At 67.0% G+C, this 14,380-nt stretch carries 10 protein-coding genes; 6 read left to right on the top strand and 4 right to left on the bottom strand.

The window, feature by feature from the left end:
• The first annotated feature begins 18 nt into the window (after positions 1-18).
• The 6 genes from E4K64_RS11465 (at position 19) to E4K64_RS11440 (ending at position 6,001) form a co-directional block, all read left to right on the top strand.
• Positions 19-693, top strand: a complete 675-nt coding sequence (locus E4K64_RS11465; protein WP_135163601.1) for a phosphoribosylanthranilate isomerase — start codon at positions 19-21, stop codon at positions 691-693.
• A complete protein-coding gene (gene trpB / locus E4K64_RS11460; protein WP_135163600.1) occupies positions 690-1,904 on the top strand; it encodes a tryptophan synthase subunit beta in 1,215 nt (404 codons plus the stop codon). The genes E4K64_RS11465 and trpB overlap by 4 nt, the downstream gene beginning before the upstream one ends.
• Positions 1,901-2,737, top strand: coding sequence for a tryptophan synthase subunit alpha (gene trpA / locus E4K64_RS11455; protein ID WP_135163599.1), 837 nt, complete (start codon positions 1,901-1,903; stop codon positions 2,735-2,737). Before trpB ends, trpA begins: the two co-directional genes overlap by 4 nt.
• Positions 2,738-2,847: 110 nt before the next feature.
• Positions 2,848-3,789, top strand: a complete 942-nt coding sequence (gene accD / locus E4K64_RS11450; RefSeq protein WP_135163598.1) for an acetyl-CoA carboxylase, carboxyltransferase subunit beta — start codon at positions 2,848-2,850, stop codon at positions 3,787-3,789.
• On the top strand, positions 3,786-5,129 hold the full coding sequence (locus E4K64_RS11445; protein WP_135163597.1) for a bifunctional folylpolyglutamate synthase/dihydrofolate synthase: 1,344 nt from the start codon (positions 3,786-3,788) through the stop codon (positions 5,127-5,129). The genes accD and E4K64_RS11445 overlap by 4 nt, the downstream gene beginning before the upstream one ends.
• Positions 5,130-5,260: 131 nt before the next feature.
• The gene (locus E4K64_RS11440) at positions 5,261-6,001 is read left to right on the top strand and encodes a metallophosphoesterase family protein (RefSeq protein ID WP_135163596.1); all 741 of its coding nucleotides are present in this window, start codon (positions 5,261-5,263) and stop codon (positions 5,999-6,001) included.
• A 123-nt stretch (positions 6,002-6,124) separates the two neighbouring features.
• Here the strand turns inward: E4K64_RS11440 and E4K64_RS11435 are convergent, their stop codons facing one another.
• The 4 genes from E4K64_RS11435 to addB all read right to left on the bottom strand — a co-directional run bounded on the left by E4K64_RS11435 (position 6,125) and on the right by addB (position 14,317).
• Positions 6,125-7,132 (bottom strand): ATP-dependent DNA ligase, encoded by a 1,008-nt coding sequence (locus E4K64_RS11435; protein ID WP_135163635.1) that lies wholly within the window; start codon positions 7,130-7,132, stop codon positions 6,125-6,127.
• A 146-nt stretch (positions 7,133-7,278) separates the two neighbouring features.
• Complete coding sequence (gene trxA / locus E4K64_RS11430) at positions 7,279-7,599, bottom strand: thioredoxin (protein WP_008540017.1); 321 nt, start codon at positions 7,597-7,599, stop codon at positions 7,279-7,281.
• A 68-nt stretch (positions 7,600-7,667) separates the two neighbouring features.
• Entirely contained in the window at positions 7,668-11,177 is a 3,510-nt protein-coding gene (addA, locus tag E4K64_RS11425; RefSeq protein ID WP_167771946.1) for a double-strand break repair helicase AddA, read from the bottom strand.
• Positions 11,171-14,317 carry a double-strand break repair protein AddB gene (addB, locus tag E4K64_RS11420; protein ID WP_135163594.1) on the bottom strand — a complete coding sequence of 1,049 codons (3,147 nt, stop codon included), beginning with the start codon at positions 14,315-14,317 and terminating at the stop codon, positions 11,171-11,173. The genes addA and addB overlap by 7 nt, the downstream gene beginning before the upstream one ends.
• Positions 14,318-14,380: the final 63 nt, after the last annotated feature.

The raw sequence follows: 14,380 nt of genomic DNA, 5'->3' as shown, positions 1-14,380 counted from the left end.
TCCATTTGCTTTGAGACCATGTCCCTGCTCGTCAAGATCTGCGGCCTGTCCACGCGCGAGACGCTTCAAACGGCGCTCGAGGCGGGTGCGGATATGGTGGGATTCGTGTTCTTCCCGCCGTCGCCGCGGCACCTGTCGCTGGAGCTCGGCCGTGAGCTCGGCCGCCAGGTCAAGGGGCGCGCGCTCAAGGTGGCGCTGACCGTCGATGCCGATGATGCCACGCTCGACAACATCATGGACGCGCTGTCGCCCGACATTTTCCAGCTCCACGGCAAGGAAAGCGTCGCGCGGCTGCGCGATATCAAGCAGAAGTACGGCCGCCCGGTGATGAAGGCGTTGCCGGTCGAGACTGGGGCCGATCTCGCCGTGTTGCCGGGCTACGCCGCGGTCGCCGACCGCATCCTGTTCGACGCGAGGCCTCCGAAGGACGCGACCCGGCCGGGCGGGCTCGGAGCGCCGTTCGATTGGCACCTGCTGCAAAACCTCGAGCTCGCGCTGCCCTATATGGTTTCAGGCGGCCTGCATGCCGGGAACATTGCCGAAGCCGTGCGCCTGACCCGCGCCGGCGGCGTCGATGTGTCCTCCGGGGTGGAGAGCGCTCCCGGTGTGAAGGATCCGGAGATGATCAAAGCCTTCATCCGCGCCGCGCGCGCCACCCAAGAGTTGAGCGTCAGAGAGTTGAGCGTCCGATGAACATCGCCAAGCCAAATTCCTACCGCAGCGGCCCCGACGAGCGCGGCCATTTCGGCATTTTCGGCGGACGCTTCGTCGCCGAAACGCTGATGCCGCTGATCCTCGACCTCGAAACGGCCTACACCGCGGCCAAGGCCGATCCGGCGTTCCAGGCCGAGATGAACGGCTATCTCAAGAACTATGTCGGCCGGCCCTCGCCGCTCTATTTCGCCGAGCGCCTGACGGAGCATCTCGGCGGCGCCAAGATCTACCTGAAGCGCGAAGAGCTCAACCACACCGGCTCGCACAAGGTCAACAACGTGCTCGGCCAGATCATGCTGGCGCGGCGGATGGGCAAGAAGCGCATCATCGCCGAGACCGGCGCGGGCCAGCACGGTGTCGCCACCGCGACGCTGTGCGCGCGCTTCGGCCTGGAATGCGTCGTCTATATGGGCGCCGTCGACGTCGAGCGGCAGCAGCCCAACGTCATCCGCATGGAGATGCTGGGCGCCAAGGTGATGCCGGTGCAGTCGGGCACGCGCACGCTCAAGGACGCCATGAACGAGGCGTTGCGCGATTGGGTCACCAACGTGCACAACACCTTCTACTGCATCGGCACGGTGGCGGGCCCGCACCCCTATCCGACCTTGGTGCGCGACTTCCAGTCGATCATCGGCAACGAGACCAAGGCGCAGATGCAGGAGGTCGAGGGCCGCCTGCCGGACTCGCTGGTCGCCTGCATCGGCGGCGGCTCCAACGCGATGGGCCTGTTCCATCCGTTCCTCGACGATCCCTCCGTTGAGATCTTCGGCGTCGAGGCTGCCGGTCACGGGCTGACGCAGCTGCATGCGGCCTCGATCGCCGGCGGACGTCCCGGCGTGCTGCACGGCAACCGCACTTATCTCTTGATGGACGCGGACGGCCAGATCCAGGACGCCCATTCGATCTCGGCCGGCCTCGATTATCCCGGCATCGGGCCCGAGCATTCCTGGCTGCACGAGGTCGGCCGCGTGAATTATCTGTCAGCGACCGACGAGGAGGCGCTGGCCGCGTTCCAGCTGCTGTCGAAGCTCGAAGGCATCATCCCCGCGCTCGAGCCCGCGCATGCCATCGCCAAGGTGATGGAACTCGCGCCGAAGCGGCCGAAAGACCACCTGATGGTCGTCAACCTCTCCGGCCGCGGCGACAAGGACGTCCCTCAGGTCGGCGACATCCTGAGGGGCAAGAAGTGACCACGCGTATCGACACTCGCTTTGCCGAGCTGAAAAAGCAGGGCCGCTCGGCCTTCGTCACCTATGTGATGGCCGGCGATCCCGATCTCACGACGTCGCTCAACATCGTCAAGGCGCTGCCCAGGGCGGGCGCCGACGTCATCGAACTCGGCATTCCCTTCACCGATCCGATGGCGGATGGTCCGTCGATCCAGGCTGCAGGTCTGCGCGCGCTCAAGGCCGGCATGACCTTGAAGAAGACGCTGGAACTGGTGCGCGACTTCCGCAAGGACGACAACGTCACGCCCCTGGTCCTGATGGGCTATTACAATCCGATCTACGTCTATGGCGTCGACAAGTTCTTGACTGATGCCAAGACGGCCGGCGTTGACGGCCTCATCATCGTCGATTTGCCGCCGGAGGAAGACGACGAGCTCTGCATTCCCGCGCTGAAGGCGGGCCTGAACTTCATTCGCCTGGCGACGCCGACCACCGACGACAAGCGCCTGCCGGCGGTGCTCGCGAACACGTCAGGCTTTGTCTATTACGTCTCCATCGCCGGTATCACGGGTGCAGCGGCGGCGAACGCGAATGTCGTCGGTGAAGCTGTCGCGCGCATCAAGCGGCATACCAAGCTGCCGATATGCGTCGGCTTCGGCATCCGCACGCCGGAGGCGGCGCGCGCCATTGCCGAGAAGGCCGATGGTTCGGTTGTCGGTACCGCGCTGGTCGATGCGCTCAAGAACAGCCTCGATGCCGAGGGTCGGGCGACCGCCAAAACCGTTAACGCGGTCGCCGAGTTGACGGCGGCCCTGGCCCAGGGCGTCAAGGGCGCGCAACAGGCGGCGGAATAGGCCATAATTCCGCTTTCGAGGCGGGCGACACGGCGGCTTGCCGGGCGGAGGTCCGGCCGCCATATATCCTTTCAGGCGGCCCTCCACGGGTCCGCACATCGGAGCAAACCATGAACTGGCTTACCAATGTGGTCCGGCCGAAGATCCGCAACATGCTGCGGCGGGAGACGCCGGAGAATCTGTGGATCAAATGCCCGGATTCCGGACAGCTCGTGTTCTACAAGGACGTCGAGGCCAACCAGTTCGTCATCCCCGGTTCGAACTACCACATGCGGATGGGCGCGGTGGCGCGCTTGAAGTCGATCTTCGACAACGAGACCTGGTTCGACGTCGCGTTGCCCGAGGTGACGGCCGATCCGCTCAAGTTCCGCGATGAAAAGAAATACGCCGACCGCATCAAGGATGCGCGGGCGCGGACCAATCTCAACGACGCGATCAAGGTCGGCTATGGCAAGCTCGAAGGCTCCGCTGTCGTCGTTGCTGTCCAGGATTTCGACTTCATGGGCGGCTCGCTCGGCATGGCAGCCGGCGAGGCCATCGTGCGCGGGATGGAGCTTGCGGTCGAGAAGAACTCGCCGTTCATCGTGTTCGCCGCATCCGGCGGTGCGCGCATGCAGGAGGGCATCCTGTCGCTGATGCAGATGCCGCGCACGACGGTCGCGGTGCAGATGCTGCGTGAGGCCAAGCTGCCCTACATCGTCGTGCTGACCAATCCGACCACCGGCGGCGTCACCGCGTCCTACGCGATGCTGGGCGACGTGCAGATCGCCGAGCCCGGCGCGCTGATCGGTTTTGCCGGCGCGCGCGTGATCGAGCAGACCATTCGTGAAAAGCTTCCCGAGGGTTTCCAGCGCGCCGAGTACCTCAAGGAGCACGGCATGGTCGACATGGTCGTGCATCGCCACGAGCTGCGCCCGACCCTGGCGCGGCTCTGCCGTCTGCTGACCAAGGCGCCGGCACAAGAGGGCGCATCGAAGCCGACGCAGGCCGTCACCAGCCCGGCACAGATCGTATCGGCCGCTGAGACGGCGCCGGCTGCGCCCCACGCGTGAACGCGTCCCCGGACAGCACGAAGGCGCCGCTCGGCGAATTGATCGGGCGGCTGTCGGTCCTGCATCAGAAACGCATCGATCTCGGGCTCGAACGGATGCACCGGCTGCTCGCGCGGCTCGGGCATCCCGAAAGCAAGCTGCCGCCGGTGATCCACATCGCCGGCACCAATGGCAAGGGCTCGACGCTCGCCTATCTGCGCGCGACGGTGGAAGCTGCGGGCTTGCGGGTCCACGCCTATACCTCGCCCTATCTCGTCCGCATCAACGAATGCTTCCGGCTCGGCCGCGTGGGCGGCGGCGTGCTCGTCGGTGACGACGAGCTGCGCGCCGCGCTGGAAGAGGTCGAGCGCGTCAATGCCGGCGAGGCCGCGACATTGTTCGAGCTGAAGACGGCAGCCGCCTTTCACCTGTTCGCGCAGAACCCGGCCGACGTGGTGCTGCTCGAGGTCGGCCTTGGCGGCCGACTTGACTCGACCAACGTCATCGACGCTCCCGCGGCCTGCGTGATCACGCCCGTCAGCATGGACCACATGGACTTTCTCGGCGACACGTTGACCTCGATTGCCGGCGAGAAGGCGGCGATCATCAAGCGCGGCGTGCCGGTGATCTCCGCGGAGCAGGCGCCGGAAGCAATGGCCGTGATCGAGGCGCAAGCCAAGCAGATGCGTGCGCCGCTGTTTGCCGCGAACGAGAGCTGGCACGTCAATGTCGAGCGCGGTCGCCTGGTCTATTCCGACGACCGCGGCCTGATGGATCTTCCGGCGCCGCGTCTGTTCGGCCGCCACCAATTCGCCAATGCCGGCCTCGCCATCGCGACGCTGCGGGCGGTCCCGATTTTCAAGGTGAGTCAAGCCGCGTTCGAGGCCGGCATCGTCGGCGCCGAATGGCCGGCGCGGATGCAGCGCATCACCTCGGGCGAGCTGCTGTCCTGGGGTCCGCAGGGCTCGGAGATCTGGCTCGATGGGGGGCACAATGCCGAAGGCGGCCGCGTTGCAGCCGCCGCGCTCGGCGATCTCGAAGAGCGGGTGTCGCGGCCGCTGGTCGTGATCGCGGGCATGATGGGCAACAAGGACGCGCAGGGTTTTCTCGCCAATTTCGCCGGCCTCACCCGTCACATCATCGCGGTGCCGATCCCCGACACCGAGAACGCGATGCCGGTCGATCGTCTTGCGGATGCCGCGCGCAGCCTCGGCATGCGCGTCGAGATCGCGCCCGGAATCGAAGCCGCGCTGCGGACGCTGTCGAAACTGGCCTACGAGGTGCCGCCGCGTATCCTGATCACCGGCTCGCTGTATCTGGCCGGCCACGTGCTCGCCATCAACGGCACGCCGCCTGCATGATGTCTCTTGTCCCGGACGCGGTGCAGCGCCGATCCGGGACCCAGACTGCCGCAATATGGGCCCCGGCTCTGCAGCGCACCGCGGAAGACGTGCTGCGCTGCGTCCGGGGCACGAGAGCAGGGATAACAACAATGCGCATTGCCGTCATCGCTGATGTCCACGGGAATTATCTCGCGCTGGAGGCGGTGCTCGCCGACATCCACGCGCTTGACATCACCGACATCGTCAATCTCGGCGACATGCTGAGCGGTCCGCTCGATGCGCGCCGCACCATCGAGATCCTGATGAATCTCGACGCCGTGCATGTGCTCGGCAACCACGATCGCTATCTGCTCGACCGTCCGCCGGAGAAGATGGGCTCCTGGGATCGCCCTGCCCATGCCGCGCTCGATGCCGCGCAACTCGACTGGCTGCGCGGGCAGCCGATGACGCGGGTATTCCGCGACCAGGTGTTTCTCTGTCATGCGACGCCCGGCAATGACGAGGTGTACTGGCTCGACATTGTGCATCCCGATGGCGCGGTGGCGCTGTCGCCGCTGGACCGGATCGAGCAATTCGCGCTGGGGCTCACGCAATCCCTGATCCTCTGCGCCCACACCCATCTCGCCCGTGCCGTGCGCTTGCGCGACGGCCGGCTGATCGTCAATCCCGGCAGCGTCGGCAGTCCCGGCTTTCGCGACAAGCATCCGTATCCGCATGTCGTCGAAGCCGGCACGCCGCATGCGCGCTATGCGATCCTCGAACTTGCGAACGGTGCCTGGCAGGTGACGTTCCGCCACGTCGCGTATGATCACCAGGCCATGGCGTCGCTGGCGCGGCGCAATGGGCAGCCAGAACTGGCACAAGCAATCGCGAGCGGATGGCTCAGGTAAATGCTCTCGTGTCCCGGACGCGGTGCGGCGCTAGCGCTGCTCCGCAGAGCCGGGACCCAGAATGTAGCGACATGGGCCCCGGCTCTGCAGCGCTCCGCGCTGCGTCCGGGGCACGAGCGCGGATCACTTCAACAGCTTCATCGGATCCGCCGCCTTCTGCTTCAGCTGCTCGAATGTGCATTGCCGCGGTGCCTTGTCGGGACGCCAGCGCAGGATCGAGGTGCCGTGGCGAAAGCGCTCGCCGCTGAAATGGTCGTAGCAGACCTCGATCACCAGCTTCGGCTTCAGCGGACACCATTTTGCCGAGCGCTCGGTCGACCAGCGGCTCGGCCCGCCCGGCGCGTTGCCGGTGAAGCCAGGCTCGCCGATCAGCGCCTCCAGCCGGTCGGTCAGCGCGGGCTTCTGCTCCGCCTTGATCGCGGAGGTGAAGCCGACATGGTGCAGCAGGCCGGCATCGTCGTACAGCCCGAGCAGCAGCGAGCCGACCACGTTGCGGCCCGCGATCTTGTTGGTGGCGTAGCGGAAGCCGCCGACCACGCAATCGGCGCTGCGGAATTTCTTGATCTTCTGCATGCCGTCGCGATTTCCGGCCTGATAGGGCAGATCGATGCGCTTGGCGATGACGCCGTCCGAGCCGCCGCCGGATTGGGCCAGCCATTTCTTGGCCGTGGCGTAGCTTGTCGTCGTCGGCGAAAGACGGAAGGGGCTGCCCTTCAGATTGGCTTTCGCAAATGCTTCCAGCGCCGGCCGCCGTTCGCTCAGCGGCTTTTCGGCAAGCATCTTATCTCTGGCGGTCGCGAGCAGATCGAAGACGAGATAGAGCGCCGGCGTGTCCTGCGAGAGCTTCTTCACGCGGCTTGCAGCGGGATGGATCCGTTGCAGCAGCGCGTCGAAGGAAAAGCCCTTGCCGTGCGGCACGACGAGCTCGCCGTCGAGGGTGAATCGATCCGCTTTCAGTTGCAGCGCGGCGGAAACGATCTCGGGAAAATAGCGCGCGAGGTCCTCACCCGACTTCGAGCGCAGATCGACGATGTTGCCGTCGCGCGAGAGCAGGCAGCGGAAGCCATCCCATTTCGGCTCGTACTGCCACTCCTTGCCGCGCGGGATTTCGTCGACCGACCGCGCCTCCATCGCGACGAGCGAGGTCGAGCTTCGGGCGCGCTTTACGGCAGGAGCAGGCAAGGGCTGGGACTCGTCATACGCCGGACACGCCCCATCAACGCAGAACGGCCGGCATTTCGCCGGCCGTTGTCGAAAATAATCTTATGGCAGGTGGATCAGACCGCGGAGGTGATCCACTGCTGCAGCTTCGCCTTCGGCGCCGCGCCGACCTGGCGGGAGGCCATCTCGCCGCCCTTGAAGATCATCAGGGTGGGGATCGACATCACGCCGTATTTCGAGGCGGTCTTCGGGCTCTCGTCGACGTTCAGCTTGACGATCTTGACCTTGTCGCCCATCGCGCCGGCGATCTCGTCGAGGGCGGGCGCGATCATGCGGCACGGGCCGCACCACTCGGCCCAGAAATCGACGACCACGGGGCCGTTCGCCTTGAGCACTTCGGCTTCGAAATCGGCGTCGGAAACCTTGCTAACGGCCATGGGGATTACCTCACTCGGTTGAAAGAATCGGCGCGACCTGGAATCGCGCCCGGGATCATGCAGCCAACCTATGAACGGCCCCTTGCCGGGTCAAGGACGCTCACGCCGAGATGAAGGGATGCCAGCGCCGCGTCCAGCGCGGGGGCTGAAATCTCCATATATTCAAGGGCCTCGGTCCAGAGCAGGACGGCCCGGATCGGGGTCTGGGGATAAAGCCGCGATAGCACCGCCCGGTACAGCGCCAGCTGCCGGACATAGGCCGCAGGCGCCTCGCCGGCGCTCCTGGGCGCGGCCTGGTTGGTCTTGAAATCGACGATCAAGACCTCATCCGGGCGAACGACCAGCCGGTCGATCTGCCCCGACACCAAGGCCGGAGGGCGGCCCGGCCGCTCCAGCCTGCCGGCGATGGCGACTTCCGCCCGGCTGCCGGTGGCAAAGACCGGCGCAACGCGCGGGTCCGAAATCAAGCCGAGCACCTTGTCGGCCAGCGCGGCGCGGTCAGCCTCGGTCCAGTCCGCGGCATTGCGGGCCATGAAGCCGAGTGCCGCCTCGCGGCGGCGTTCGGTTGCGATATCCGGCAGGGATTGCAGGAGACGGTGCACCAGCGTGCCGCGTTGCAGCGCCAGCGCGCGCGACTGCACCGATTCGCCTGAGCGTACGCTGCGGCCCTCCTCGGCCGGCTGACCGGACGGGCGGACCAGGTCATCGTCGACGGTCTCGTGTGGTGCCGGCGTCCGCAGCCAGTCGGGCAGGGCGATGGTCTGATCGACGGACGCCGTCGGCGTGCCCAGCGCCGCGACGTCCTCCGGCCGGGCGAATCGGGTGACCTTGCCGAGCGGCGTCTCGATCACCTGCTTGTCCAGGCTCGAGCCGGCGAGCCCGGTGTCGACCAGGTCATACCAGCTCAGCTTGCGGACCGTCTTCATGTTGCCCGGCATGCAACCGCCGACGATCAGGCGGTCGGCCGCGCGCGTCATCGCGACATAGAGCAGGCGGCGATATTCGTCCTCGGTCTCCTCGATCATCGCCTTGCGCGCCTCCGCGACCGGCTTGGGATCGTCAGCCTTGCGCCCGGCCCAGACCACCACCTCGCCGCCATTGCCGCGGGGCACGTGAATCAGGCGCAGACGCTGGGAGTCCGCGGGCGACGACGTGGTGTCCACCATGAACACGACCGAGGCTTCGAGGCCCTTGGCGCCGTGCACGGTCATCACCCGCACCTCGTCGCGCGAGATCTCCATGTCGCGTTTAACCTCGGTGTCAGCCGAACGCAGCCAGGCCATGAAGCCCTGCAGCGAGGCCGGTGCCTTGCGCTCGTAGTTCAGCGCCAGCTCGAGGAACTCGTCGAGCGCGTCGTTGGCCTCGTGACCGAGCCGGCGCAGGATGCGCGCGCGCCCGCCGTCGCCCCCTAACAGCCAGGCGTAGAAGGCGAACGGCGTCTCCTCGCGCGCACGCATCTCGCAGGCTTCGAGGCGGCGCAACGCGGTCGCGAACTTCTCGCTTGCTGCCGCGTGTTCGCCGAGCGCGCGGCGCAGCGATCCCTTGCGGCCATGGGCCAACTGGAACAGGTCGTCGTCGTCGAGCCCGAACAGCGGGCTCTTCAGCGCCACCGCCAGCGCGAGATCATCCTGCGGCAGCAGCAATGCATCGGCGAGGTTCATCAGGTCGATGATGCCAATATGCTCGGTGAGCTTGAGTCGGTCGGCGCCGGCGACCGGGACGCCAGCGTGCTTCAGCGCCTGGATCACGGCGTCGAACGCATTGCCGCGCCGGCGCACCAGGATCAGCATGTCGCCGTAACGCAGCGGCCGGCGCTCGCCTTCGTGTCCCGTCAGCGTGCCGCTCTCGACCAGCCGCTTGATCTCGGCCTGGATGCGGCGCGCAAGCTTGACCTCGGGGCTGGTGACGGCGACGCCGTCGAACGGGGCGCGCCAGCCCTCGATGTCCTGCCGGTCGTCGGCCTCGGCAAGATCCCACAGCTCGATCATGCTGGGGCCGGCGTCAGCGAGCGCATTGTGCAGGGGATGGCCGATCTCGACCGAATGGATGCTCTTGTAGATCTGCGGATCGCGGAAGACGTGGTCGACCGAGTGCAGGATCGTCGCGCCCGAGCGGAACGAATAGGTGAAGGCGACGGGATCGAATTTCAGCCCGGCGGCGGTGAACTTGCGGTGCAGCTCGCGCCGGCGCGCATCGAATTCGTGCGGCGCCGCGCCCTGGAATGAGAAGATCGACTGCTTCTCGTCGCCGACCGCGAAGATGGTGCGGTTCAGCCCCTCGCGCGCGCCTTCCCCGGCGGTGAATTCCGAGATGATGTGGGCGACGATGTCCCATTGCCGCGGGCTGGTGTCCTGGGCTTCGTCGATCAGGACGTGATCGACGCCGCGGTCGAGCTTGTAGTGCACCCAACCCGAAGCGACGCGGTCGAGCATCGCCAGCGTCTTGTCGATGAGATCGTCGTAGTCGAGCAGGCCGCGCTCCTGCTTCTCGCGGCGGTAGTTCGCGGCGGCGGCGGTTGCGATGTGCAGCAGGGCCGCCGTGCGGTCGCGCATGGTCACGGCGCGGCGCTTCTCGACCAATCCGCTGACGCGCTGCGCCTCGTTCTCGAACAGGCGGGCGACGGCCGGATTGTGATCGCAAAACTTCTTGGTCAGCACCGCCTTGCGCGGCAGCTTGTCGTCCGTGAGGAAGACGCACAGATAGGCATCGACCTGCGCGCCGCCGGAAAACATCTTGGCCTCGCGCAGCCGGCCGGCCTGATCGTTGTCGGACTTGCTGCCGTCCTCCAACGCAAACGCGATGTCGTCCCAGCGCGAGCGCGGCAGGTAGGGCCCATCAAGAATCTCGCTCTCGACGTCCTCGATGCGGTCGCTTGCATCGACGCCCAACACGCTCGCCATCTGCGCAGCGGCGGCTTCCGCATTGCCGGCCTCGTCGGTCCAGGCCATGAAATGATCGCGGCTGAGACAGGCCTCGCGTACGACCTCCTTGAAGGTGACGTCCGCGGCGCTCGCCATCGCGGTCAGCAAGGCGCGGCCGGTGACGCTGTCCGGATCGCGCGCGGCCTCCAGCAAGACCTTCAGATTGGCGCGCTCCATCATGTCCGTCTGGTCGCGCTCGTCGATCACGGAAAACCGCGCGGGCACATTGGCCTCGAACGGAAACTGCTGGAGCAGGCGGGTGCACAGCGCATGGATGGTCTGCACCTTCAGCCCGCCCGGGGTCTCCAGCGCGCAGGCGAATAGCTTCCGTGCCTCGCGCCGCAGCTTTGCGCTCGGATGCGGGATGCCGACGGCGCGGATGGCGGCATCGAGCCCGGCATCATCCAGCGTCACCCAATGCCCGAGTGTGGTGAACACGCGCTCGGCCATGTTGGCCGCGGCGGCCTTGGTGAAGGTGATGCAGAGGATCTTTTCGGGCGGCACGCCCGCCAGCAGCAGGCGGATCACGCGCTGCACCAGCACATGGGTCTTGCCGGAGCCGGCATTGGCCGACACGAAAGCCGAGGCGGTCGGGTCCGATGCGCGCGCCTGCCGCCCACGCACTTCATCCGGGATGGGGCGCGGCGCCTTCACCATTCCTCGATCCCCAATCCGCCGGCCGCGGACCATTCCTTGATCCGGGCGAGATCGTCATAGGCGCCGTAGCGGTTGGTCCACATCGGCAGGTTCAGCGAGGTGTAGGGCTGATTCTCGTCTTCAAAAGCACGGATCAGCGCCTCCAGCTTCGCCCTTGCCTCAGCGGCCGCCGTATCCGGCGGCTGCGGCTCGTCGCCCTGCTTGTACTTGAGCTCGAGGATGCGCTCCTCGCCCGGCGGGTTGTTGCCGCTGAGGCGGACATAGACGAGCTGGCTAACCGACGAACCCGCGTCGATATCCGGAAAGCCGCCTTCGCGCAGGATCGCCGCCTCCAGCGTCAGCTGCGGCGACAGGCCCATGCGGACCTGCTTGCCGGTCGGCGGCTGTCCGGTCTTGTAGTCGAGGATGGCATAGCCGCCGCCCTGGCGCCGCTCGATGCGATCGGCGCGCGCAGACAGATAGAACGTGCGCGCATTGTCGAGCCGGATCGAGATCTCGCCCCTTGTCTCGGCCATGATCGCCTCGATCGCATCCCGCCGCGCCGTCTCCCATTCGCCGAACCAGCGCGCGATGCGCTGGAACCGTGGCCACCACAATGCCCGCGCCTCGGGCCGTTCCATCAACGGCGCGAAATGCTTTTCGCCGATCGTGCGCAGCACGCGCGAGGGATCGTCGGGCAGACGCGTTGCATAGATTTCGGTGAACTCGCCGATGGCTTCGTGGATCGCCGAGCCGCGGTCGGCTGCCGAGAGCGGCATGTCGACCGGATCGAGCGCATCCAGCCGCAGAATGTGTTTTGCGTAGATCGTGTAGGGATCGCGCAGCCAGTCCTCGATCGCGGTCACCGACATCTTGAGCGGTCGCGTCGCGCGCGGCGGCCGTGGCTCGGGCTGCTTGATCGGCTCGACCTTGTCGGGCTGATCCAGCGCGCCCGCGAACTGCACGTATTTTTCACCGGCGCGGATCGCCGCCTTCCAGAAATCGTCTCCCGCGACCGCCTCCAGCCGGTGCAGGAAGCGCGAAGCCACCGCGGGTGCGCCGCCGGCCTTGGCGGAATGGGTGAGGATCACCTCGTCGCCGCCGAGCAGTTGCGCGAAGTCGTGCGCGGAGAGGCCGATGCGGCGCTCCGGCAGGTCGAGCCCAAGCTCATGCCGCATCGGCCGGCTCAGCCAGGGATCGATGCGCGGCGCCGGCGGCCAGACGCCTTCGATCAGACCGCCGACGATGATGCGATCGGCCTGCATCAGGCGAGATTCCAGCGGGCCGTAGATCTGCAGCCGCGCGCCTGGTCTGTCCGGCCGCCGCACCGCGCGATCGCTGAACGCGGTCTGGAAGACGTCCGGATAGTCCGGCAGCGGCACCATCAATCCGCTGGTCGTGCCGCCGCGCAGCAGATCGTCGAAGGCGGCAGCGAGCGCGAGGCCCTCGCGGTCCTCGAAGGCGAGCGGGATGCCCTGCTCGTCGCGCGCCAGCTCGATCATGATCTCGCGGTGCCGGTGCGCGAGCTCGGCGAAGTCATATGGCTTCGATGACGCCATGCTCTCGATCGGCGCCAGCGCTTTTTGCAGGGCGTCGATCAGGCCCTGGATGCGATCGAGATCCTCGGCCTTGAGACGTGCGCGCGGCTCGGCGCGGTGCAGCGCGGAGACCTCGCTGCGCCACAGTTTGGCAAGCTCCTCGCGAAAGCGGTTGAATTCGCGCAGGAGGCCGGCCGTGCCGGCAGGCGGACGCGTGCCGCGCAAGACCGCCAGCTCCAGGCCCTCGATCGCCGCCTTCCACGCGCCGGGCGCGCGGCCGAGCCGGCAGAGCGGATGCTTCAGCAGCGCCAGCAGCGTCGGCGGCTCCAATCCCTTCGTCGCCGCCTCTGCCGCGAGGCGTGCGAAGATTCCGGCGGAGGTTTCCATCAGGACGTCGCCGCCGGAATCGTCGAAACTGAGGCCCCACCGGGTGAGCGCGGCCATTACCCGTCGCGCCAGCGCGCGGTCGGGCGTCACCAGCGCGGCCGTCTTGTCGAGATGCCTTGCCTCGCGCATGGCAATCGCGATGGCGAGGGCTTCCATTTCAGGATTGGGGGCTTCGACGACCGCGAGCTTGGTCATGCCGCCTGCGATCTTCGCGGCAACATCCGGCTGCTTCAGCCGGTCGTGCCAGACTTCCGTCTTGGCGGAGGGGCGCATCGATTCGGAGGCGAGCAGGTCGCGGCCGCCTTCGGCCGGTGGCTGAAGGATCTCGACGTCGCTGCGCTTGATGCCGAAGCGCTGCAACAGCGCGTGCATGGCATATTGCGGATGGTTCGAGGCCGGGTGCTCGACGAATTTGCCGAGCGCATCGCGCACGCCGCCGATGGTCCGCCAGGCGTCGTCGTCGAGATCGGTGTCGAGGCCGGGCAGCACCACGGCGCCATGCGGCAGCGCTGCGACGGCGTGCAGGAATTTTGCCGTCGCGGGCATCGAGCCGGTCGAGCCCGCCGCGATCACAGGCCCGTTCGGATGCGCGGTCAGCCGTTTGGCTTCCGCCGCGATCAGGAGATCGCGCCGTGCCGCCGGCTCGATCCGGTTGATTTCGGCAAGATGACCGGGCCAGGCGATGCGCGCGATGCGCAGGAACTCGAGCGAGTGCTGCCAGTAGCGATCGAGGTTATCAGGCACGAGGCCGTCGAGCGCATTCCAGTCGACGCCGCGCGTGACCATGTCGTCGATCAGGCGCGCGAGGTCGCCGGCGAGCGCCAGCGTCGAGGCGGGCCCGCCGACCACCAGCGGCGCCAGCACCGGACCCTTGGCCCAGGCCGCGACCAGCCGCGCCAATGTCAGTCGCCGTTCGAGCTCGCCGAGCCGCGGCGGAATGTCGAGCGGCGTCGCGCCCGAGAACTGTTCGCCTTCACCGGCGAAAGCGAGCTCGTCCTCGTCGATGTCGCCGAGCGCGACGATGCGCGGCAGCACCACTGCATCGGCCTTCATCTCGTCGAGGAAAATCTCGCGGACGACGCGCATGGCGCGTCGGGTCGGCAGATACAGCGTGGCATCGGCAAGCCGCGCCGGTTCCTTGCGCGCCTCGAATCCCTCGACCAGCCGTCCCTCGAGCAGGGCCGTGACGACCGTGCGCAGGAACGGAACTGAGATGGGAACGCTGAAAACGCGCATGAGCTGCCTGATTCGAAAGATCAGGCAATATAGGGAGGCGGGGTCAAATGGTCATGGGTTCAC

It is taken from the genome of Bradyrhizobium frederickii, from assembly GCF_004570865.1.
In the GTDB taxonomy this organism is placed as follows: Bacteria; Pseudomonadota; Alphaproteobacteria; order Rhizobiales; family Xanthobacteraceae; genus Bradyrhizobium; species Bradyrhizobium frederickii.
Note: the sequence above shows the minus strand (reverse complement) of the source record. Positions and strands in the feature narration are given on the sequence as shown.

What these genes read in the sequence shown, in the direction of transcription:
- E4K64_RS11440 (WP_135163596.1), top strand. Translation starts at nt 5,261, where the DNA reads ATGCGCATTGCCGTCATCGCTGATGTCCACGGGAATTATCTCGCGCTG.
- addB (WP_135163594.1), bottom strand. Translation starts at nt 14,317, where the DNA reads ATGCGCGTTTTCAGCGTTCCCATCTCAGTTCCGTTCCTGCGCACGGTC.
- E4K64_RS11435 (WP_135163635.1), bottom strand. Translation starts at nt 7,132, where the DNA reads ATGGAGGCGCGGTCGGTCGACGAAATCCCGCGCGGCAAGGAGTGGCAG.
- trpB (WP_135163600.1), top strand. Translation starts at nt 690, where the DNA reads ATGAACATCGCCAAGCCAAATTCCTACCGCAGCGGCCCCGACGAGCGC.
- addA (WP_167771946.1), bottom strand. Translation starts at nt 11,177, where the DNA reads ATGGTGAAGGCGCCGCGCCCCATCCCGGATGAAGTGCGTGGGCGGCAG.
- E4K64_RS11465 (WP_135163601.1), top strand. Translation starts at nt 19, where the DNA reads ATGTCCCTGCTCGTCAAGATCTGCGGCCTGTCCACGCGCGAGACGCTT.
- accD (WP_135163598.1), top strand. Translation starts at nt 2,848, where the DNA reads ATGAACTGGCTTACCAATGTGGTCCGGCCGAAGATCCGCAACATGCTG.
- trxA (WP_008540017.1), bottom strand. Translation starts at nt 7,599, where the DNA reads ATGGCCGTTAGCAAGGTTTCCGACGCCGATTTCGAAGCCGAAGTGCTC.